The sequence below is a fragment of the Arthrobacter sp. Y3221048 genome (assembly GCF_059092685.1).
Window position 1 is genome coordinate 310,667 of record NZ_JBNHHX010000001.1, and the last position, 21,227, is coordinate 331,893.

At 65.2% G+C, this 21,227-nt stretch carries 22 protein-coding genes; 8 read left to right on the forward strand and 14 right to left on the reverse strand.

From position 1 onward, the window contains the following. Nucleotides 1-380: 380 nt before the first annotated feature. On the reverse strand, nucleotides 381-1,895 hold the full coding sequence (locus tag AC5RVS_RS01450) for a helix-turn-helix domain-containing protein (RefSeq protein ID WP_494106840.1): 1,515 nt from the start codon (nucleotides 1,893-1,895) through the stop codon (nucleotides 381-383). A 128-nt stretch (nucleotides 1,896-2,023) separates the two neighbouring features. On the opposite strand from AC5RVS_RS01450, the gene aceA reads away from it, so the two are divergent. Beyond that, the gene (gene aceA / locus AC5RVS_RS01455) at nucleotides 2,024-3,340 is read left to right on the forward strand and encodes an isocitrate lyase (protein WP_494106841.1); all 1,317 of its coding nucleotides are present in this window, start codon (nucleotides 2,024-2,026) and stop codon (nucleotides 3,338-3,340) included. A 97-nt stretch (nucleotides 3,341-3,437) separates the two neighbouring features. Beyond that, the gene (gene aceB, locus AC5RVS_RS01460; protein ID WP_494106842.1) at nucleotides 3,438-5,081 is read left to right on the forward strand and encodes a malate synthase A; all 1,644 of its coding nucleotides are present in this window, start codon (nucleotides 3,438-3,440) and stop codon (nucleotides 5,079-5,081) included. A 277-nt stretch (nucleotides 5,082-5,358) separates the two neighbouring features. Here aceB and AC5RVS_RS01465 read toward each other — a convergent pair whose 3' ends face one another. Beyond that, the gene (locus AC5RVS_RS01465) at nucleotides 5,359-5,697 is read right to left on the reverse strand and encodes a YciI family protein (protein WP_494106843.1); all 339 of its coding nucleotides are present in this window, start codon (nucleotides 5,695-5,697) and stop codon (nucleotides 5,359-5,361) included. A 627-nt stretch (nucleotides 5,698-6,324) separates the two neighbouring features. On the opposite strand from AC5RVS_RS01465, the gene AC5RVS_RS01470 reads away from it, so the two are divergent. After that, nucleotides 6,325-6,519 carry a hypothetical protein gene (locus AC5RVS_RS01470; RefSeq protein ID WP_494106844.1) on the forward strand — a complete coding sequence of 65 codons (195 nt, stop codon included), beginning with the start codon at nucleotides 6,325-6,327 and terminating at the stop codon, nucleotides 6,517-6,519. A gap of 109 nt (nucleotides 6,520-6,628) precedes the next feature. On the opposite strand, the gene AC5RVS_RS01475 is transcribed toward AC5RVS_RS01470, so the two are convergent. Beyond that, complete coding sequence (locus AC5RVS_RS01475) at nucleotides 6,629-6,946, reverse strand: XRE family transcriptional regulator (RefSeq protein ID WP_494106845.1); 318 nt, start codon at nucleotides 6,944-6,946, stop codon at nucleotides 6,629-6,631. Nucleotides 6,947-7,092: 146 nt separating this feature from the next. Between AC5RVS_RS01475 and AC5RVS_RS01480 the strand changes: the two genes are divergently transcribed. The 3 genes from AC5RVS_RS01480 (at nucleotide 7,093) to AC5RVS_RS01490 (ending at nucleotide 8,382) form a co-directional block, all read left to right on the forward strand. Then, complete coding sequence (locus AC5RVS_RS01480; protein ID WP_494106846.1) at nucleotides 7,093-7,605, forward strand: hypothetical protein; 513 nt, start codon at nucleotides 7,093-7,095, stop codon at nucleotides 7,603-7,605. Between the two features lie 47 nt (nucleotides 7,606-7,652). After that, a complete protein-coding gene (locus AC5RVS_RS01485; protein ID WP_494106847.1) occupies nucleotides 7,653-7,982 on the forward strand; it encodes a hypothetical protein in 330 nt (109 codons plus the stop codon). Between the two features lie 136 nt (nucleotides 7,983-8,118). Then, nucleotides 8,119-8,382, forward strand: coding sequence for a ribbon-helix-helix domain-containing protein (locus AC5RVS_RS01490; RefSeq protein ID WP_494106848.1), 264 nt, complete (start codon nucleotides 8,119-8,121; stop codon nucleotides 8,380-8,382). Nucleotides 8,383-8,566: 184 nt separating this feature from the next. Here the strand turns inward: AC5RVS_RS01490 and AC5RVS_RS01495 are convergent, their stop codons facing one another. Continuing rightward, nucleotides 8,567-9,589 carry a 1-aminocyclopropane-1-carboxylate deaminase gene (locus AC5RVS_RS01495; protein ID WP_494107293.1) on the reverse strand — a complete coding sequence of 341 codons (1,023 nt, stop codon included), beginning with the start codon at nucleotides 9,587-9,589 and terminating at the stop codon, nucleotides 8,567-8,569. Nucleotides 9,590-9,902: 313 nt separating this feature from the next. Between AC5RVS_RS01495 and AC5RVS_RS01500 the strand changes: the two genes are divergently transcribed. Next, nucleotides 9,903-10,670, forward strand: a complete 768-nt coding sequence (locus tag AC5RVS_RS01500; RefSeq protein ID WP_494106849.1) for a hypothetical protein — start codon at nucleotides 9,903-9,905, stop codon at nucleotides 10,668-10,670. 70 nt (nucleotides 10,671-10,740) lie between these two features. Here AC5RVS_RS01500 and AC5RVS_RS01505 read toward each other — a convergent pair whose 3' ends face one another. The 9 genes from AC5RVS_RS01505 to AC5RVS_RS01545 form a co-directional block, all read right to left on the reverse strand. Next, on the reverse strand, nucleotides 10,741-11,181 hold the full coding sequence (locus AC5RVS_RS01505) for a VOC family protein (RefSeq protein WP_494106850.1): 441 nt from the start codon (nucleotides 11,179-11,181) through the stop codon (nucleotides 10,741-10,743). A gap of 167 nt (nucleotides 11,182-11,348) precedes the next feature. Beyond that, on the reverse strand, nucleotides 11,349-12,302 hold the full coding sequence (locus AC5RVS_RS01510) for an acyl-CoA thioesterase (RefSeq protein ID WP_494106851.1): 954 nt from the start codon (nucleotides 12,300-12,302) through the stop codon (nucleotides 11,349-11,351). A 155-nt stretch (nucleotides 12,303-12,457) separates the two neighbouring features. Then, on the reverse strand, nucleotides 12,458-13,921 hold the full coding sequence (gene cycA, locus AC5RVS_RS01515; RefSeq protein WP_494106852.1) for a D-serine/D-alanine/glycine transporter: 1,464 nt from the start codon (nucleotides 13,919-13,921) through the stop codon (nucleotides 12,458-12,460). A gap of 227 nt (nucleotides 13,922-14,148) precedes the next feature. After that, a complete protein-coding gene (locus tag AC5RVS_RS01520) occupies nucleotides 14,149-14,778 on the reverse strand; it encodes a CG0192-related protein (protein WP_494106853.1) in 630 nt (209 codons plus the stop codon). Between the two features lie 115 nt (nucleotides 14,779-14,893). Then, entirely contained in the window at nucleotides 14,894-15,301 is a 408-nt protein-coding gene (locus AC5RVS_RS01525; protein WP_493988626.1) for a VOC family protein, read from the reverse strand. Nucleotides 15,302-15,333: 32 nt separating this feature from the next. Further along, complete coding sequence (locus AC5RVS_RS01530; protein WP_494106854.1) at nucleotides 15,334-15,831, reverse strand: SRPBCC family protein; 498 nt, start codon at nucleotides 15,829-15,831, stop codon at nucleotides 15,334-15,336. Nucleotides 15,832-15,844: 13 nt separating this feature from the next. Continuing rightward, nucleotides 15,845-16,177, reverse strand: a complete 333-nt coding sequence (locus AC5RVS_RS01535) for an ArsR/SmtB family transcription factor (protein WP_493988624.1) — start codon at nucleotides 16,175-16,177, stop codon at nucleotides 15,845-15,847. Between the two features lie 175 nt (nucleotides 16,178-16,352). After that, nucleotides 16,353-17,393 (reverse strand): hemolysin family protein, encoded by a 1,041-nt coding sequence (locus tag AC5RVS_RS01540; RefSeq protein ID WP_494106855.1) that lies wholly within the window; start codon nucleotides 17,391-17,393, stop codon nucleotides 16,353-16,355. Then, on the reverse strand, nucleotides 17,394-18,740 hold the full coding sequence (locus AC5RVS_RS01545; protein WP_494106856.1) for a hemolysin family protein: 1,347 nt from the start codon (nucleotides 18,738-18,740) through the stop codon (nucleotides 17,394-17,396). A 319-nt stretch (nucleotides 18,741-19,059) separates the two neighbouring features. Here AC5RVS_RS01545 and AC5RVS_RS01550 point away from each other — a divergent pair, with 319 nt between their 5' ends. Then, nucleotides 19,060-20,496 (forward strand): amino acid permease, encoded by a 1,437-nt coding sequence (locus AC5RVS_RS01550; RefSeq protein ID WP_494106857.1) that lies wholly within the window; start codon nucleotides 19,060-19,062, stop codon nucleotides 20,494-20,496. A gap of 1 nt (nucleotide 20,497) precedes the next feature. Here AC5RVS_RS01550 and AC5RVS_RS01555 read toward each other — a convergent pair whose 3' ends face one another. Continuing rightward, the gene (locus AC5RVS_RS01555) at nucleotides 20,498-21,151 is read right to left on the reverse strand and encodes a GDSL-type esterase/lipase family protein (protein WP_494106858.1); all 654 of its coding nucleotides are present in this window, start codon (nucleotides 21,149-21,151) and stop codon (nucleotides 20,498-20,500) included. Nucleotides 21,152-21,227: the final 76 nt, after the last annotated feature.

A 21,227-nucleotide genomic window follows, 5' to 3' on the forward strand; every position in this document is an offset into this window, starting at 1 on the left:
GCGCGCAGTTCCGCTCGGGCACATTCTAAGCCCGGGAGCTTGCGGTACACCGCGGCCGCCCGCCCGGCCGGATATCCACGGTTCAGATTACACTGACAATAGAACTTGCCGTCCGGAGACGGCGAATCCACACCAGAATATGCTTGCTATGGCTCCACGCTCCGAAAACCCCGGGGCATTCAGCCAAACGCAAATGATGCGAGCAGAAGCGCAAGGCAATTCCGGCTTCCAGCGCGCACGGCTCCTCGCGAGGCAGAATGTGGGCTCGCGGGTGCAGGGCTATGCGACGGGTATGCAGCATGATATTAGAGGCCAAAGTGTCCTCGGGCCTACGTTTGTGCGGCTATCAGTCGTTTGAATGCGGGTACGCGTTAAACCAGCTACTTGCCGACATGCACCTGCAAAAACCGATAAACCTCGGTCTCATCCACCCCGGGAAATGCGCCTGGCGGGAGGGCGGCCAGTAGGTGGGAATTGGCGCGGGCGCTGGGCCAGGCCTTGCCGGCCCACTGGGCGGCTAGATCGGCGGGTGGGCGGCGGCAGCAGGATTCGTCGGGGCAGTTGGAGACGGAGCGTTCGGTGGTGTCGCGGCCGCGGAACCACTTCACCTCCTTGTACGGGATGCCGATGCTGAGCGAGTACTCCCCCGATGAGTGCCGCTCGGTGATGGCGGTGCACCAGAAGGTCCCGGCCTTGGTGTCCGTGTACTGGTTGAAGGCACGGAACTTGTCCGGCACGTCGAACACGGCGCGGGACGTCCAGTTGCGGCAGACCGGCTGGCCCTCGATGGCGCCGGTGTGGTCGGCCGGGAAGTTCACGCCGTCGTTCTCGTAGGCCTTGTGGATGATGCCGGAAACGTGGACCTTCTGGAAGTGGCACGGGATGCCCAGATGATGGGTGGCCAGGTTGGTGAAGCGGTGGGCGGCGGTCTCGTAGGAGACGCTGAAGGCGTCGCGCAGGTCCTCGATGGCCAGTTCCTTGGCGGCCTTCGCCTTCTGCAGGAAGTCCACGGTGGCGTGCTCGGGCATGAGCAGGGCGGCGGCGAAGTAGTTGGTGTAGACGCGCTGCCGCAGGAAGTCCGCGTAGTCGGTGGGTGTCTGGTGCCCCAGGACGTAGTGCCCCACGGCCTGCAGCAGCACCGAACGCGGGTCGTGTTCGGACCGGTGCCCCTGGGTGAGGTAAATTCTGTTGTTCTTTAAATCGGTCACGGACCGGGTGGAATGCGGCAGGTCGCCGACGTACTGCAGGCTGAACCCGAGGTGCTCGGCGATGTCCGCGGCCACGTGGTGGGACAGCGGGCCGCCCTTGAAACCGACAGCCTTGAGCAGCTCCTGGGCCTGGGCCTCGAGGTCCTCGTAGTGGTTGTTCCTGGCGCGCATTTCCGCCCGCAGCTCGGTGTTGGCCCGGCGGGCCTCCTCCGGGGTGGCGGCCTGCTCGTCCAGCCGGCGCTCCAGCTCGTGCTGCAACCCCACCAGTGACTCCAGCACGTCCAGGGGCAGCCGTGAGCTGACGCGGACTTTCGGCAGTCCGAGCGACTCGTAGAGCGGCCCGCGCTGGTAGCGCTCCAGCTCGATCTCCAGCGCCGCGCGGCGGCTGGGCGGCTCGGCCCCGAGCAGCTGGTCGATGCCCACGCCCAGCGCCTTGCCGAGCGCCTGCAGCATGCCGAGCTTGGGTTCGCGCTTGCCGTTCTCGATCAGCGATAGCTGCGAGGGCGCGGCGCCGACGGCGGCACCCAGATCGTCCAGGGTCATGCCCTGGGCCTTGCGCAGGTGCCGCACCCGCCGGCCCAGGCTGATGACGTCGATTTCGGGCTCTGCGGAGGCACCGCCGTCGTGCTTGGCGGGACGATTCCAGCTGGTGGTTGTCATTTCTTGAGGATACGAGAAGAACTGCAAATCTTTCCAGCAATTTCTCTGGTTTGGGTGTTGCAGAGTGCGGAATAGTCGGTTTCACGAAGGATTTGGCCCGGACCGATCACCGAGGATCGGAACCTGCCGGACCCGACACCGAACAGGAGACAGCAATGACTGCATCATTTGAGCCGGCCCCGATGAACGCTGAGGAAGCGGCCAAGGCACTGGAGCTCGAGTGGGCCGCCGATTCCCGCTGGGAGGGCATCACTCGCGACTACACCGCAGCGGATGTCGTCCGCCTCCGCGGCCGGGTCCAGGAAGAGCACACGCTGGCCAAGCGCGGCGCGCAGAAGCTGTGGAAGCAGCTGACCGAGGAGGCCGCCGAGGGCCGCTACACCAACGCACTCGGCGCGCTGACCGGCAACCAGGCGGTGCAGCAGGTCAAGGCCGGGCTGCGCGCCATCTACCTCTCCGGCTGGCAGGTGGCCGCGGACGCCAACCTCTCCGGCCACACCTACCCGGACCAGTCGCTGTACCCGGCGAACTCGGTGCCGCAGGTGGTCCGCCGGATCAACAACGCGCTGATGCGGGCCGACCAGATCGAGTTCTCCGAGGGCATCCAGACCGTTGAGGACTGGCTGGTGCCGATCGTGGCCGACGCCGAGGCCGGCTTCGGCGGGCCGCTGAACGCCTACGAGCTGATGAAGTCAATGATCGCCGCCGGTGCCTCCGGCGTGCACTGGGAGGACCAGCTGGCCTCGGAGAAGAAGTGCGGCCACCTGGGCGGCAAGGTGCTGATCCCCACCGGCCAGCACATCCGCACGCTGAATGCGGCCCGCCTGGCCGCCGACGTCGCCGGCACCCCGAGCGTGATCATCGCCCGGACCGACGCCGAGGCCGCCACCCTGCTCACCTCCGACGTGGACGAGCGCGACGCCGAGTTCATCACCGGCGAGCGCACCCCCGAGGGCTTCTACAAGGTGCGCAACGGGATCGAGCCGTGCATCGCCCGGGCCAAGGCCTACGCCCCGTACTCGGACCTGATCTGGATGGAGACCGGCACCCCGGACCTGGAGCTGGCCCGCAAGTTCGCGGAGGCGGTCAAGGCCGAGTTCCCGGACCAGATGCTCTCCTACAACTGCTCACCGTCCTTCAACTGGAAGAAGCACCTGGACGACGCGACGATCGCCAAGTTCCAGCGCGAGCTCGGGGCGATGGGCTTCACCTTCCAGTTCATCACCCTGGCCGGCTTCCACGCCCTGAACTACTCGATGTTCGATCTGGCCCACGGCTACGCCCGCAATGGGATGAGCGCCTACGTGGACCTGCAGGAGCGTGAATTCGGCGCCGAAGACCGCGGCTACACCGCAACCAAGCACCAGCGCGAAGTGGGCACCGGCTACTTCGACACCATCTCCACTGCCCTCAACCCTAACGGCAGCACCCTGGCACTGGTCGGCTCCACCGAAGAGGGCCAGTTCCACTAAATCTTTTGCCGCATCGAGGAGTCAGCAGGCGCCCTTCTCAGGGCTGGGAAGGGCGCCAGCTGATCAGTCGATGCACTTCTTGAGGAGTGAATGAGCGATGAACGATCCGATTACCTTGAACGGGATTACGTTGACGGGCCCGGCCGTGTGCCGGCAGGAGGAAGTGCTGACGCCGCAGGCGCTGGAGTTCGCGGCCCGGTTGCACCAGGCCACCGCGGCCCGGCGGCGCGAGCTGCTGGTCCAGCGGGAGAACCGCCGGCGCTCGATCGCCCGGGGGCACGACCCGAAGTTCCTGCCCGGCACCCGGCACATCCGCGAGGACTCCAGCTGGAAGGTCGCTCCCCCGGCGCCCGGGCTGGAGGACCGCCGGGTGGAGATCACCGGGCCGGTGGAGAAGAAGATGACCATCAACGCGCTGAACTCCGGCGCGAAGGTGTGGCTGGCGGACATGGAGGACTCCTCCACGCCCAGCTGGTCCAACGTCATCAACGGGCAGCTGAACCTGACCGACGTGCTGGAGCGGCGGATCGACTTCGTCTCCGATACCGGCAAGGAATACAAGCTGACCGGCCAGACGCTGACCGACCTGCCCACCATCGTGGTGCGGCCGCGCGGCTGGCACCTGCCGGAGAAGCACATGCTGATCGGCGGCGAACCGGTGGCCGGCGGCATCGTGGACTTCGGCCTGTACTTCTTCCACAACGCCCAGCGGCTCATCAGTCAGGGCCGCGGACCGTACTTCTACCTGCCGAAGATCGAGTCGCACCTGGAAGCCCGGCTGTGGAACGACGTGTTCATCCTGGCGCAAGACCTGCTGGGCATCCCGCAAGGCACCATCCGGGCCACCGTGCTGATCGAGACCATCACGGCCGCGTTCGAGATGGAGGAGATTCTGTACGAGCTGCGCGATCACGCCTCCGGGCTGAACGCCGGCCGCTGGGACTACATCTTCTCGGTGATCAAGAACTTCCGGGCCCGCGGGCCGAGGTTCGTGCTGCCGGATAGGACGCAGGTGACCATGACGGCGCCGTTCATGCGCTCCTACACCGAGCAGCTGGTGCGCGCCTGCCACCGCCGCGGAGCCATGGCCATCGGCGGGATGGCCGCGTTCATCCCCAGCCGCCGCGACCCGGAGGCCAACGCCATCGCCATGGAGAAGGTGCACGCGGACAAGACCCGCGAGGCCTCCGACGGGTTCGACGGCTCCTGGGTGGCGCACCCGGATCTGGTGCCGGTCTGCCGCGAGGTGTTCGACGGCGTGCTGGGTGCCCGGCCGAACCAGCTGGACCGCCAGCGCGAGGATGTCATCCCCGACGACGCCGCCCTGCTGAACGTTGCCGGCACCGAAGGGACCATCACCGAGACCGGCATCCGCACCAACCTGGAAGTCGGCATCCAGTACATCGAGTCCTGGCTGCGCGGCAACGGCGCGGTGGCCATCCACAACCTGATGGAGGACGCGGCGACGGCGGAGATCTCCCGCTCGCAGATCTGGCAGTGGATCCACGCCCACGCCGTGACCGACGACGGCGAGATCATCACCCGCGAATGGGTCCGCGAACTGCTGGAGGAAGAGTTCGCCGGCCTGCCCCGGTTCGACGGCGACCGGTTCGACGACGCCCGCGAGATCTTCGAAGAGGTTGCCCTCGGCGAAGAGTTCCCGGCCTTCCTGACGATCCCGGCCTACCAGAACTACCTGCTGGAGAAGCCGTCGTCGGTCAGGGAGCCCGCGGCCGCCTGATCAGTCCGGCGGCGGGCCCGGGTCAATAGCCAGCTCCCGGTTCGCCGCCGGCACCAAAACTTTCCGCAGGGCCGCCAGGTCCACGCATCTTTCGCCACAAGCAGCCCGACGGTCGGGCGGACCGGCGGCCCTGCGGAAGCATAGTGAGACGAAACGCCGGGTGCGGCTCTACCTTGAGAGCCGCACACGGCGTTCTTCGTTGCATGTTCTGGGTGGACTTCGAGCCTATCCAGCGGTGTGGTCACGGGCCGAGCGAGCCGGGCCGTCCATCCGAGTCCTAGCTGGCGGGGTCGTAGTGGAAGGCCCGCACCTGCGCGCAACGGCAAGCGACCGCGATCTTCGCGGCCCACTCCAAGGCCGCATCATACGAGGGCAACTCCAGCACCGAGTAGCCGCCTTCAAGCTGCGCCGTCTGCGGGTAGGTGCCCTCCCGCACGGTCCCATCGCCGTCGACCATGACAGGCCGGATACTCTTATCGATGCCGCCGCCGAACACCCACACGCCGGCATCCTTCGCCTCCTGAACCACAGCGTGCGACGCATCTGAAACGGCCGGCAACTCTTCCTTCGAAACGACCATGGCGGCACTCGGAAACGAAATCAAATACTTTGTCATCGCGTCGACTCCTTCTTCGCAGCACGGGGATCACCTGCATCCTTGCGGACGCCACCGTTCCGCACAAAAATCTGCGCGATCCCGCGGGATGCTGTTGCCCGCAGAATTCGCTCGACCTGATCGAATCGCTGGCCTCCCCGGCCCATACCGGCTGACGCGCGTGGGGCTTCATCGCGCCCAATACGGTCAGTAGCGGCGCATAGGCTCCTTGTATGGGTTGGTTCTCAGACGCTGTCGAGGCGATCTTGCACTGGCTAAAACCAGGGGCTGATATCTTCCTGCCTTACGCACCGCTCTTGCTCCCACTGGTTGGTTTCCTTGCAGCGCTGGCGGCCCTCGCCACCGTACGGCAACGGACACGCGCCGATGCCAGCGACGAATGGTGGAAACGCGTGCAATTCGCACTCGGCAAATCTGAATCTGACTCGCTGAAAACTCAGGCCATCGGCACGAAAATGCTCGATCACCTTACTGAAAATTCCCGAATTGCGCACAAACCATGGACGTGGCGCAGACGCTGGAGGGTAACCAGTCGGGACTTGGAGATGATCAGTTCCGTCCTGAAGTTCGATGCCTTTCCCGGGCACGAAGCGAAAGCTAACCTTGAGAGAGAAGACTTGGAGGCTGATGATGTCAACGAGCGAGCGGCAGACAGTCCAAGGCAAGAGCCAGAAGACCACTTCGCCGACCATGGCGAACGAGGAGTCTCTGGAGCGTCAGGTGCGCCAGATGAAGGCCGCGCTGATCGTGAAGCTGGACAAGAAGACCGGCAAGAAGACCGATGACTACATCGTGCGCGTCGCCGAAGGGAAAGTTAGCTAAGCATTCTGCGCCAGGACGGGCTGGGCCGGTCCTGGCTGCGCGACCGGTTCTGACAGCGGGGAGCACCACCCGTACTTGTCAGCGCAAGCGGCTGACAAGATGCGCCCAGCTAGATGTCGTCCTCGTGAGCCGCTCCGCCTTCGCCTTCCCAGGTTTCCAAACGCGCAATCTTGGAAGCGTTGAATTTCCGACGCACTCCGTAGCCGCCGTGGTCGTCGTCCTCGATGAAGACGACGCCGAACTGCTCCAAGGCACGGCGCAATTGCCAGTTCTGCTCCGGAGTCAGTGCCTGGTTGCCCTTCTCAAAGTCGCGCACCTGTTTCTTGTCCAGACCGGCTGCCTTGCCGATCACCTTGGACGAGACCTGAGTAAGTGCGCGGGCCGCACGTGCAAGATCTGAAGGAATGATCATCGATGACTTACTCATGGCCTGATCATCCCAGTCTTTGAGAAAAGATGCAGCCGCCGTTTCCGTTTTCCGGAACGCCACCTCCTGTGTTGAGCAAATACCGAACACACAAATAACCCGATGTCCTAAGCCACATCAACCGATGCATGCCCTAGGTTGGAGCCATGATCCCGCTGCAAGCTCCGGATCCGCTCGAGGTTGTGGTCCGCAACGACGCCCATGATGTCTGGGATGTCCTCGCGTCCCTCGGTCCGCTGGCTATCCTCTTGGCTGCCCTCATCGCCGCTTACATAGGCTGGCGCAGCATGCGGGCTCAGGCCGAGGCCGATCGTCGTGCTCAGTGGTGGGCGAGGGCGGAGTGGGCGTTGGATGCGTCCATGTCGCCCAGCATGGACCGCAAGGTCGTCGGGCTCGGCGTGTTGGCGCTCCTCGCCGAAAGCAATCTCGCCGGCGAAGAAGAGGCGAGGATCCTCCAGGTCGCTTCAACCGACGTTTTGGTTCAAAAGGTCACGGCTCTTGAGGACGTGGAGATCGAGCCGCCGTCCCCTATAGCTACTGAGAATTTCCAGCAGGAGCACATCAGAGTTCAAGCGGCCAAGCTGCGTGTAGTGACAGACAAGAAGCAAGGGCACCAGACCCCCGAGTGGATCGTAAAGCTGGCTCAAACTTCGACCTAGTCCGCGGTCATGGCACAATGACGGCAGACTAAGCCCGGAGGAAATGCATGACAACCCACGATCAAACGACTTCAGAAACGCAGCAAAAGCCGAAAAGCTACCTGGAGTGGAAATTCTCCAGCGGCGGCAAGGTCTTTCGCGATGTGCTCGGCATTGCCTTCATCTTTCTGTTCATCACCCTTTTCAATATGGCCGGCAACGGTTTTTGGATGAACCTTGGCGGTGCCATCCTCATCGGCTTGGCCCTCGATGCCGTCGAGTACCAGCACGAGGTACACCGGAGGCCCGCCGGCCGGAAAACCGTTGTGTTGTGGCAGGTGCTGGCTGCGCTTGCCGTGACCATTTTGTACATCAGCCTGATCCAGCTGGCCCGCTAGCGCTCCCCTGCCGGCCGGGGACCCGCTGAACGGCGGCGCTCAGGCGAGCGCCGCCGTCGTTGTTTGCTAACTCCGAAACAAGCAAGCTTCGCGTGGCGGCATTGATGCGCAGCCAATTACGTATTACGATATCGTTATGAGTACAGGCGAGGCGATCAACGGTGTGCCGGTCTCCGAGGAGCAAATCGCGGAATGGGCAGCCGAGGCCGAGGCTGGGTACAACGTCGACGCATTGAAGAAGCGCGGCCGCGGACGGCCGGGGCGCGGCGCGAAGCCCTCGCAGGTCGTCGCCCTCCGCCTCACGTCGGAAGAGCTCGCCGCTATCGACGACCGGGCGGCGCGTGAAGGGAAGACGCGTTCCGACGTCATCCGTGAAGCTCTGGCCGCGTACGCTGCGTGAAGGTCCACGATTCCGCACTCAAGCACGGCATCCTCCCTGTGGATGCGATAAAGGCGCGGCCCGGAATGCTCGATCTTCTCCCGTAGGTGCCCTCCCACGATCGACCACCCTCTGCCCGTCACCATAAAGGCGGGTGGTCGGCACCCGGACACCCCTGGCACTGTGGCGCCGCCGTCGTTGTTTCCTAGCTCCGGAACAGGCCGCTGTAGGCGTTGAGGGCCGGCTGGCCGCCGAGGTGGGCGTAGAGCACGGTGCTCTCGGCCGGGATCTGCTTGGTGCTGACCAGGTCGATCAGGGCGGCCATGGATTTTCCTTCGTAGACCGGGTCGGTGATCATGGCTTCGAGCGAGGCGCTCAGCCGCATGGCTTCCAGGGTGGATTCGACCGGGATGCCGTAGAGGTCGCCGGCCCAGCCTTCCAGCACGGTGATCTCGTCGTCGTGCAGCTCCCGCTCGAGCCCGATGAGCTGCGCCGTGTTGCGGGCGATGCGGCCGACCTGGTCACGGGTCTTGGACAGGGTGGCGGAGGCATCGATGCCGAGCACGCGGCGCGGGCGGCCGCCGGCGTCCTGCAGGGCGGCAAACCCGGCGATCATGCCGGCGTGGGTGGAGCCGGTGACGGTGCAGACCACGATGGTGTCGAAGAAGACGCCGAGCTCCTTCTCCTGCTCCTGTACCTCGTAGGCCCAGTTGGCGAATCCCAGCCCGCCGAGCTTGTGCTCGGAGGCGCCGGCCGGGATGGCGTAGGGCTTGCCGCCGGCCGCCTCGACTTCGGCGATGGCATTCTGCCAGGAGTCACGGATGCCGATGTCGAAGCCGGCCGGGTCGAGCCGCACGTCAGCCCCCATGAGCCGGGAGAGCAGGATGTTGCCCACGCGGTCGGTGAGCGGATCCGGCCAGTCCACCCAGTTCTCCTGCACCAGCAGGGCCTTCAGGCCGAGGGTCGCGGCCACTGCTGCCACCTGCCGGGTGTGGTTGGACTGGAAGCCGCCGATGGACACGATGGTGTCCGCGCCCTCGGCGAGGATGTCCGGGACGATGTACTCAAGCTTGCGGGTCTTATTGCCGCCGTAGGCCAGGCCGGAATTCACGTCCTCCCGCTTGGCCCAGATCTGCGCGCCGCCCAGATGTTTGCTGAGCCGCGGCAGGTGGTGGACCGGGCTGGGGCCGAAAGTGAGCGGGTAGCGATCGAAATCCGTGATGGCCATGTGGTCCTCGTTCTGTCCGAAGTCGGTGAAGCTCAGTTCCGACTCCATTCTTGTCCGTTCGGGGACCGGCAGATAGAGGCGGCAGCAATATCCGCAATCTCCAACGCTGCACCGTTATTGCAAGCTTGCCCGAATTTTCGAGCTCCCACAGAGGCGACATGACCACGCACTTTGCCTGTCGGTGTAGGCGAGCGTGAAGGCAAGACACCGCGAACCAAGCCCTCATAAATATACGGACAACCTATGGATTTTGACGAGTGACTCAGCGCACATATGCTTTGTTTGCTTACAGTAAATTTACGTTGGGGGAAACATGTTTCGTCGCCTAGCTGCGCCCTTTGTGGTGCTGTCCATTTCCTTAGGGCTTGTGGCCGGCAGCGCTGTGCCAGCGGCCACCGCCTCCGCGCCCGCGGTCGTATCAGTACAGGCCTCAAAGAGCGCTGCGCCGACTGTCACCATTAATAAGCTCAAGACAGTCAAAGCCTCGAAAAAGACAGGGAAGGCGATCATCAAGCCTTCAGTCAAAACTAGCGGCAAGGCCAAACTCAGCTCCGCTAAGCTCACAGTGAAGCAGGGGCAGAAGACGCTAGCGAAGAACGCTTCCACTGTCTCGCTGAAGCCCGGCAAGTATTCAGTCACCACGACCGTGAAATACAAGACCTGGACGGATAAACCGACTGGCAAGAAGCTCAAGAAGAAAACATTGGTCTCTGACGGCAGCAAGCTAGTCAAGATGAACTGCGAGGTCGCAGATGTTGAGACCCACTTCATGGACGGTTTCGAGATCGAACTGATGTTCCTTGAGTGCACGGGCAATTTCGATGGCGTTTACCATGCCCGTGCAGGATATTTCCCGTACACCGAGGAAAACATCTGGATGGATTGGGCCGGCACGAATCTCTGGGGAGACTCCTTTCCCCAACAGCCCTTTGTCCGACCAATCATCGGTGCAAAGTTCAGCACTAACGTTTACCCTCTGGAGCGGAAGGTCTACAAGACCACCACTTTCGCAGAGACGAAAAAGGTGTGGTCGAAAGAGCTGACAAAGACGTCGACGCAGACCCTCACCGTTACTAAGTAGGGTCACAGCTCAACGGGTGGCCCTACTCGGAGTTGGGAGCGGACGGGCGTACTGCCCGGCCGACTGGCCTCTACCGTGCTGCGTCGGCGTTTTCGGGACCGGTGATGTTGACCATCCAGCTCACGCCGAACTTGTCCGTGAGCTGTCCGTAGTAGTCACCCCACGGCGCCTTCTCCAGCGGCATGTCGACGGTCGCGCCGTCGCTCAGGCCCTCCCAATAGGTCCGCAACTTGGCCTCGTCGCCCGGGTCCTCTCCGCTGGAGCTGAGACATATGGAGCCGTTTCCGGACGAGGGCATCTCGGGCGGCGCGTCCGCGGCCATCAGTAGGAAGCCGCGGTCAACGAACACCGACGAGTGCATGATGTTCGCGCCGGTCTCGGGGTTCTCGTCGCCCATTCCCTCGGCGTAGGTCATCTTTTGCAGCTCACCGCCGAAAACCGAGTGATAGAACTCGATCGCCTCCGCGGCGTTGCCGCTGAACTGCAGGTAGGGGTTAAGGTCCAGTGCCATGGGTTTGCCTTCCGTAGTGGATGCGGCGCGTTCCGTGCCGCGTTCATTCTTGCGCCTTGAACCGCGCGCGGGAAGGGGTGGCGGGCCACGGCTGCACCTGACCTTAAAGTGGAACGTCCAACCTCGGACCGTTCATCGTGCTCCGCACTTTTGCCGCGAGGTTATGGTCAGTACGTCCGCTCGACGCCGAACTCCAGCGGGGGCAGCGCGGCTCGACGACGGACCAGGTCCTGGGCGTGGGCAGCCAGCCGCCGGTCCTCATCGGAACGCAGCACCAGCTGCGGAACCTTGGCGGCGTGGCCGGCGTCGTCCCGGGTGACGAAGACGGTCATGCACTGAGTGGTGTCCCGCCAGTCGCCGCCGCGCGGGTCGCGTGCCCGAACGTGGACAGCGATGTGCATGGAGTGCGGTCCGGTGTAAATCATCCGCGCGGAGAGTTTCACCAGGTCCCCGATGTGGACCGGGTTCAGGAAGTGAATGCCGCCGGAGTAGACCGCCACGGCGTCGGCGCCGCACCAGCCCATGGCGCATGCCCTGGCCACCTCGTCGATCCAGCGCATCACGATCCCGCCGTGGGCGTGGCCGCCCCTGTTCACGTCCGTGGGGGCGGCGAGGAAACGGAAGCTTTCGGAGGGAGTGGTGCCCGCGTCCGTGTAAGCCTGGGCGCTCATCACCTCGCGGATCTCGCGCCGGGCTTCGAGCCGGCCGGCGACCCCGCGCGCCAGCCGCTCCGACGCGTCGTCGGTGGGCGCCCACGCCGGTACTGGCCGGGGCCGCCGCTGCTCGTCCATGGCGACGAACACCAGGATGCAGTCCATGGCGGGCCGGAACTGCCGCGAGCGCACATCCGCGGCGTCGACGGTGACGACCACCTGCATGCTGGAACGGCCGGTGTGCGCGATGCGTGCACTGACCTCGATCAGGTCGCCGTTGTGGATCGGCCGGGTGAAGTGCACATTGCCGACATACGCGGTGACGCAGTAGCCGCCCGAGTACCCGACGGCGCACGCGTACCCGGCCTTGTCGATCCATTCCAGGACCCTCCCGGCCTGCACCGTGGTGCCGTCGGCCGCGACATCGGTGGGCGCGGCGAGAAAGCGCAGCGTGATCGAATCTTCCATGGCGCCCATCGTAGCTGCGCGTTTGGGTGGCCGCCTTTACCGGCTTGCGGACATGACGGGCACTGAGGGACAGGGGCTGGGCTGCAGAGGGACAGAAACAGAAACGTCCGCTCCCCGGGGAACGGACGTTTCTGTGAAGCTGGCAGCCGGCTCCGCTAGCGCTGGCCGGCCATTGCGTCCTCGCGGCCTTCGAGCGCCGCCTTTTCCTCGGCGACCTTGGCGTCGTGGGCCGCGCGGATGGCGGTGTGCTCCGGGTTGCGGCGCAGCCACAGGTAGCCGATGCCGAGCGCGACGAACCAGACCGGGGTGAACAGCAGGGCCGCCAACGTGTCCGGCTGGGTGGTCAGCGCCCACAGGATGAAGGCGAAGAAGGCCATGACCACGTAGGGCATGAACGAGCCGCCCGGCATCTTGAACTTGCTGGCCTCGTGCAACTGCGGCCGGCGGCGGCGGTACACGATGTAGCTCACCAGGATGATGGTCCAGACGAACATGAAGCAGAGCGCCGAGACGGTGGTGACCATGGTGAACGCCTCGGAAACGCTGCCCTCCGCGTAGAGCAGGACCACGCCGGCGAGCAGGAACATGCAGGAGAACAGCAGCGCGCTGCGCGGCACACCGCGGCTGGAGAGCTTGCCGAAGCGCTTCGGAGCATCCCCCTCCAGCGAGAGGCCGTAGATCATGCGCGACGTCGAGTAGATCCCCGAGTTTGCCGACGATGTCGCCGAAGTGAGCACCACGAAGTTCACGACGCCGGCCGCACCGACGAGGCCGGCGAGGGCGAACATGCCCACGAACGGGGATTCGTCGGCGTTGAAATTCGTCCACGGCTGGACTGCCATCAGGATGATGAGGGCGCCTACGTAGAAAATCAGGATGCGGATCGGGATGGAGTTCACCGCCCGCGGCAGGTTCTTTTCCGGGTCCTTGGTCTCGGCGGCGGTGGTGCCGACCAGTTCGATCCCGACGAACGCGAACACGGCGATCTGGAACCCGGCCACGAAGCCCATGAAGCCGGTGGGGAACATTCCGCCGTGCTCCCACAGGTTCCCGAAGGAGGCGCGGGCGCCGTCGTGTTCGAAGCCGGTGATGATCATGACCAGCCCGACGACGATCAGGGCCATGATGGCGACGATCTTGATCAGCGCGAACCAGAATTCGGTCTCACCGAAGGCCCGCACGGTGGGCAGGTTCAGCGCGAGCAGCAGCAGGATGCAGGCGAGCGCCGGGATCCACAGCGGCAGGTCCGGCCACCAGAACGCCACGTAGTGGGCGATCGCGACGACGTCGGCGATGCCGGTGACCACCCAGCAGAACCAATACGTCCAGCCGGTGAAGAACGCCGCCCACGGCCCCAGGATGTCGCCGGCGAAGTCGCCGAAGTTCTTGTACTCGGTGTTGCTCAGCAACAGCTCGCCCATCGCCCGCATGACGAAGAAGAGCATGAAGCCGATGATCATGTACACGAAGATGACCGAGGGGCCGGCGACGGAAATCGTCTTGCCCGAGCCCATGAAGAGCCCGGTACCGATCGCGCCGCCGATGGCGATTAACTGGATGTGACGGTTGGACAAGGACCGCTGGAGGTGCGGTTCGTTGGTGGTGCTCGCGGTGCTCATGTGTTCCTTAGGGTGGGACTGCGCATCTGCGGAAGTTTCCGTTTGGACGGCCGGGCAATGGCTCCATCGCCATCCGGTCAGGCCGATTGCAGGCTCCCCTCGCCCGTACGGGCTGGCTGGTGAGCTACGCCACGAAAACCTATCCGGCGCGCCTCCCGCGGGTCAAATCGAGCACCACGTATTGCGGGTCTTCTCTGACGAAGGCATTTTCCAGTCCCGCCGCCGGTTTACCAGGCCGAGGCGAGAATCAGCGGCTGCTCAGCCAGCGAGCAGGTCAGGGTCAGGGCGGTGCCCGGCCGCTCCCCGGAACCCGGAGTGCGGTAGACGGTCAGCGTCAGCGGGCTGGCGTCGATGGTGGTGACGCTGCCCTCGGTGGTGGGCACCGCCGTCGTCGTGGTGGGGACGATGCCGCCGGGACCGCCGCTGCCGCGCACCGGGAGGGCGCCGGTCGCCGGCTCAAGCTTCCCGTCCACGTCGCGGAACACCTCCGCGCCGGCACCGCCCTGGATGATGACCGTGGCCAGCGCGGCGGCATAAACCGGGTCGGCGCAGGCGTCGTAGATCCAGCGGTCGCCGAGCACCGAGTGGTCCATGGTCCCGGCAAGGAACTGTTCGGCGCCGGGCAGGGGCGCGCCGCGGTAGGTCAACGGGACATGCAGCACCGGACCGTCGCCGGCCCGGACCAGGTGGGTTTCCATGCCGACTTCCCCGTCCGGATCGTCGAAGCGGAAGGCACCAAGGTGCTCCAGCTCGGCGGCGTCTGCCCCGAGTTCCCGGAACCACGGCTGCCCGGGCAACCACGCGGCCAGAAGCTCGAGCTTGGTGGGTTTCAGCACTGCGTCGTAGATGATGGCCATGTTCGTAGCCTACGACGCCGGGGCGTCGCCCGGATGGTGCCACCGTCGGCGCGCAGGACGAAGGCCGGGTGCGGCTCCCGTAGCAGGAGCCACACCCGGCATTGCCTCTGTCGGACTAGGAGGCGGTGACCTGCCAGAGGTGGTCGTCGGGGTCGGCGAAGACGGCCGAGTAACCCCACGGCTGCCGGCCAGGTTCCATGACGACTTTCGCCCCGGCATGGAGTGCCGCGTCGATTGTGGCGTCCACCTCCTCCGGCGAGGAGACCGGCAGGCCCAGCAGGCATTCCGTCTGGTCGCCGGCGGCCATCGGCCGGTTGGCGGTGACCCAGCCGAAGCCTCCGTGCGGCACAAACATCAGCCGCAGGCCGGCGTTCACCTCGAACTGCAGGGGCTCGGGGATGCCGTCGTCGGCGGGTTCACCGACGGCAGCCAGGCCGAGTGCCCGGTAGAAATCGAACGATGTGCGGCGGTCCGCCGTCGGCAACGCCAGGACGGCGGGCTGGCCGGATGGCACGAGTGACACGGGTGCTCCTTTCGCTCGCGGGATGCCCGGGCTCAGACGGACGCGGACTCGGCAAGGATGGCGTCGATCTGGCCTATGGCCCCCTGCACGCCCTCGACCATCCCCATCTCGAGCATCTTTTCCAACTGCTCCGCGGACTCAAACCTGGACTCGGTGGTCATCCGGGTGCGGCCGTCGATGGATTCCAGCGTCACGGTGGCGTAGGTGGTGCCCATGTCCGCCACCGGCTCGCCGTCGTCGTCGGCAAACCCGTCCTCGAAGACCAGCCGGTGCGGGGCCTCGATCGCGGTGATTTTCCACCAGCCGCCGGATGTCTCGCCGTCCGGACCGGTCATGTAGTAGTTGGCTCTGCCGCCGGGAGAGAACTCGTGCTTGTCGAAAGTGGCGGGCCACTCGGGCGGTCCCCACCAGCGTTCCAACTGGCGCGGATCTGCCCAGAGCTGCCAGACCCGCTCGACGGGTGCGTCGAACTCGGCCACGATGGTGAATGTCAGGCCCTCGAGGTCCTGTTTGGTGTCGGTAATCGGCATGTCGGTGTCCTTCCTATCCCTTGGCGAGAATGTCCTGGATCCGGTCAACGCGTTGGCGCCAGAGCATCTCGTATTCGTCGAGCAGGCGACGCGCTCTCCGCACTCCTTCAGGATGAGGCCGCACCATCTGCTCCCTTCCGCGCTTCTCCTTAACCACCAGGGAAGCCCGTTCCAAGACCGCGACGTGTTTCTGTACCGCGGCGAAACTCATCCTGTACCCCGCCGCCAGACCCGACACCGAGAACTCGCCGGTGAGTACCCGGGCGACGATGTCGCGGCGGGTAGCGTCGGCGAGCGCCTGGAAGAGGCGGTCCAACTCGAGGTCACTGACTTGATCTACAACCATTTGGTTGCAGGTTAGTCCTGCTTTGGACATAGGGTCAAGGGTTTGGCGTAGATTCTCTTGCGGACGTCGGAGCACGGCTCGCCGAGTCCGGCTCAACGCCCGACTCGGCGAGCCCACCGCGGACCGGAGCAGCCTCTCCCCTATGCAGCTTCAGGTCCCCGGCTGCCCTGCCGTTTCAGGCGCGGGTGCTTCGGCTGTCGTCGCGGATCTGTCCGACGAGCTCTTCCAGCATGTCCTCGAGCGTCACAATGCCGTACGGGCGGCCGGAGCCGTCGATGGCAAGCGCCAGGTGTGCCCCTTCGCGCTGCATGCGGTGCAACGAGGAACGCAGCGCAGCGTTCAGGTTCACCTGCGGCAGGGCGCGGACCAGGCTGGCCAGCAACGGCCGGTTCCTGGCCGTGGCGTCGAGCTTGAGCAGGTCCTTGACGTGGACGTATCCGTCCAGTTCCCCTGTGGCGGACTGAACCGGGAAGCGGGAAAAGCCGTTGGCGGCAACCTGTTCGATCTGCTCCGGGGTGCATCCGGACGGAAGGGTGGTGACCTTGCTGAGCGGGATCACGATGCTCTCGACCGACCGTTCTTCGAACGTCAGGGCGCCGAGCAGGAGCCGTTCATCCTGCTTGTCCAGCAGCCCGCCCTCGCGTGATTCCTCGACCAGGCCTGCCACCTCGTCGCGGGTGAAGGTGCTGGCGACCTCGTTCTTGGGTTCCACCTTGAACAGGCGCAGAATCCCGTTGCCGATGGCATTCATGCACCACAGCAGCGGTTGCAGGATGCGTACGACGACGACGAGCACCGGGCCCAGGACAAAGGCCATCCGCTCAGGTCCGGCCAAGGCGATGTTCTTCGGCACCATCTCGGCGAGGACCACGTGCAGGAACGTCACGACGCTCAAGGCAATGGCGTAGGCGATCGGGTCGATCAAGGCGGCCGGGACTCCCCAGGCGCTGAAGGGCCCTTCGAGGGCGTAAACCACCATGGGTTTCGTGACGTAGCCCAGCGCCAGGGAGCAGACGGTGATGCCCAACTGCGCGCCGGCCATCATGAGCGAGACGTTCTCGATGGCCCACAGGGTCATTTTGGCGGCCCGTCCGCCTTGCTCTGCCCGGGGTTCGATAATGCTTCGGCGTGCGGCGATGAGGGAGAATTCGGCGCCGACGAAGAAGAAGTTCGCGGCGAGCAGGACGATGGTCAGAATGATTCCGGTGGCATCCATTTAGCGGCCCTCTTCTTCGGTTCCAAGGGGCGTGGCGGTGGCCAGGAGCTTCGAAATCCTTGCACCGTCCATCTCCTCGACGCGCAGCTCGATTTTGGCTGCCGGGCGGCCATGGGACTGCTCCGTCACCAGCTCGACGGTGTCTCCGGGCTCGGCGATACGGCCCAGATGGAGGGTAAACAGGCCGGCGATGGTGTCGTACTCGGTGCCGTCCGGAATGGCGTGACCCAAGATCTCTGTCGCCTCATCGGGGCGCAGCGCGCCGTCGAGACGCCACACACCGAAGGGCAGCCGTTCACTACTGCCGTCGTCGGGGTCGTGTTCGTCCAAGACTTCACCCACGAGCTCCTCGACGAGGTCCTCCAAGGTGATCAGACCAGCGACGTCACCGGTCTCATCGATCAAAATTGCCATCTGGAGGCCGCCGGCCCGCAGCGTGTCCATCAGGTCGTCGAGTTCAACGGTGTCCGGGATCAGCGTAGGGGCATCCATGATCTCGGTGACGGTGCGGCGGCCGCGGTCGGGAAAGGGCACGGCCAGGCCGCGCCGGATATGCACGATACCCAGCACCTCATGGGAACCGGGCTCCATGACGGGGAAGCGTGAGTGGCCGCTGGCAGCGGCGATGTCGAGCATCTCCTGAACGCTCTGATCGGGGGCGACAGAAACTATCCGCGTTCGGGTAGTCATGGCGTCGTGGCCACGGCGGGCCCCGAACGCGAACGACCGGCGGACCAGTTCGGCGGTCTCCACCGGCAGTACACCCTGCCGGGCCGAATGGCGCACCAGAACGGTCAGCTCCTCGGCGGAACGGGCGGACGCGAGTTCTTCCTGCGGCTCAATGCCCATCGCCCGGACCAGTTTGTTGGCCGTGCCATTGAAGAACACGAGCAGTGGCTTGGTCGCGGCACTGAATCCGCGCTGGAAGCCTGAAACGGCGCGTGCGGTGGCCAGTGGTTTGGCGATCGCCAGGTTCTTCGGAACCAACTCGCCGAAGACCATGGTCAAGACCGTTGCCAGAACCAAGGCGATAGTGATGGAAACGGAGCGGGCTGCCGGCTCCGCCAGCCCTGCATCCATGAGCGGGCCCAATACGAGGACGGCAATCGCCGGTTCGGCGAGGAAGCCGATGCCGAGGTTGGTCAGCGTGATGCCCAATTGGGCGCCGGACAGCTGGGTGGACAGCGTGTTCATCGCCTTCAAGACACCGACGGATTTCTTGTCGCCGGCGGTTGCGGCGTCCCTGACCGCGTTGCGGTTGACCGTGATCAGGGAGAACTCGGCCGCAACGAACAAGCCACAGCCAGCTATCAGGAGGAGGCCACCGAGGATCGACATTAGTTCCACTTACAAACACCCCCTGCTGCGTTTCTCGGAGTATTTTCGAGGGTCAGCAGGGGGCATGGACTATGCCCCGGACTGTCACCGGGAGTGGACATCAGATCCTCTCAAGATCAAAGACAGAAAAAGTCCGCGACCTGACGTCGTGGACAGCATAATTCTGCCATTGCCGACCCGTCCACTGCAAAAGGACCGTACCCTTCCGGCCGTCGAAGCGGGGTGCGGGTGGAACCGGCGGTGGCCCGCGCAGGTTGCGGGCGGGGCGTAGAATTGATTGGCCGCATTTTCTGACCGGCCGTCTCCCTCCAGCAAGGTAGTTTCTCCGATGCCGCAATTCGCGTCCGCGCTCGCGCGTGGCCTGACTGTCCGCCACATCCGCTTCATGGCCCTCGGCTCCGCGATCGGTACCGGCCTGTTCTACGGCTCGGCCGCAGCGATCCAGGCCGCCGGCCCGGCCGTGCTGCTGGCCTACGCCATCGGCGGCGCCGCGGTGTTCCTGGTCATGCGGGCGCTGGGCGAGATGGCCGTGCGGCACCCGGTCTCCGGGTCGTTCGGCCAGTACGCCAGCCGCTACCTGGGGCCGTTCGCCGGCTTCATCACCGGCTGGACGTTCGCGTTCGAGATGGCCATTGTGGCGATCGCGGACGTGACGGCGTTCGGCATCTACATGGGCTTCTGGTTCCCCGAGGTGCCGCGCTGGATCTGGATCCTCGCCGTCGTGTTCTTCATCGCCGCCCTCAACCTGGTCAGGGTCAGGGTGTTCGGCGAGACCGAGTTCTGGCTGTCGCTGGTCAAGGTCGCGGCGATCATCGCGATGATTGCCGGCGGCGCCGCGATCATCATCTTCGGCTTCGGGCTGCCGGACGGCGCCAACCCGGGACTGGAGACCATGCTGGGGTCCGGCGGCTTCTTCGCCAACGGGTTCTGGGGGCTGCTGGCCTCCTTCTCCATTGTGATGTTCGCCTTCGGCGGAATTGAAACCATCGGCATCACGGCCGGCGAGGCAAAGAACCCGAAGAAGGCGATCCCCGGGGCGATCAACACGGTGCCGGTGCGGATCCTGCTCTTCTACGTCTGCACGCTGGCTGTGCTGATGATGATCTCGCCGTGGGACCGGATCGACGGTTCCACCAGCCCCTTCGTGCAGATCTTCGACATGCTGGGCATCCCGGCGGCCGCGCACATCCTCAACGCCGTGGTGATCACCGCGGCCATTTCCGCGATCAACTCCGACACGTTCGGCGCCGGGCGGATGATGTACGGGCTGGCCGAGCAGGGCCACGCGCCGAAGGCCTTCGCGAAGATTTCCCGCCACGGGGTGCCGTGGATGACGGTGGCGACGATGGCAGCGGTGCTGCTGGCCGGCGTCGTGCTCAATGCGCTCCTGCCGGAGTCCCTGTTCCTGATCGTTGCGTCGATCGCGACCTTCGCCACCGTGTGGGTCTGGATGATGATCCTGCTCTCGCACATCGCGATGAAGCGGGAGATTGCGCGGAAGGGGCTGCCGGCGTCGGAATTCCCGGTGCCGTTCTGGCCCGTCGCGTCCTACCTGGCGCTGGGCTTCATGGTGTTCATCGTGGTGCTGCTGGGCATCATGCCGGACACCCGGGTGGCGCTGCTGGTGGGCTGTGCGTGGATCGCCCTGCTGTTCGTGGCCTACCGCTTCGGCATCAAGGGCGCCGGGCGGCGCCGCGCGGAGCTGGTGGACGAGACCGGCGTGGACGTGGCCGCGGAACCGTCGCGGACGCCGGCGGAGCAGTAGCTCAGGCCCCGATCACCAGGGAACGAGGGGCGGCCTGCTCGGGGAACAGGTAGGCGCTGATGGCGTGCGCGATCTTGCGTCCGCCCTGGACGGAAGGCTCGATCGGATTCGCGTAGTCGTCGTCTTCCGGACAGATGAGCCTCAGGTCCACCAGCGCCAGCCCCCGGGAGAAGACGGCCCGGGTGATGTGGTCGTTGAACAGGGCGGCGGCCGCCCTGATGATCCGCTGGTCGGGGCCTGAGGGCGGGGTGTCGTAGATGGTGCAGGCTGCCGTCGGCAGGCCGGTGGCCGCCACCGCATCCAGCATCCCGGCATAACCAGCGCCGAACTTGTCCTGGGCATCGGCGAACATGGCCAGGGCCTCGGCCGCCCACACGGCCGGTTCATTGAGCAGGTAGGCGAATCCCAGGGCGTCGTTCCCGCCGACGCTGATCACCAGGTGCGTGGCGTCCCGCGGGAGGGAGCGGAGCTGGCCGGCGACCCCGCTGATGACGGCGCCGTCGAGAGCCAGGAGCGTGGCCTGCCACCCGCGCGGCAGCAGCCCCCGAAGCTGCGTCACGACGTCGGGGCCCCCGGCAACATAGGCAGCGTTGTCGAACACCGAATCGCCGAGCAGCACCACGTGGCCGGTGCCGCCTGGTGCGTCAGATGCCATGTCGCCCTCCTGATCCAGAGTCGGTGGGCAGGTATTTGGCCGGCGAGCAGGCACTCGGCCGGTGAGCACACTTTAT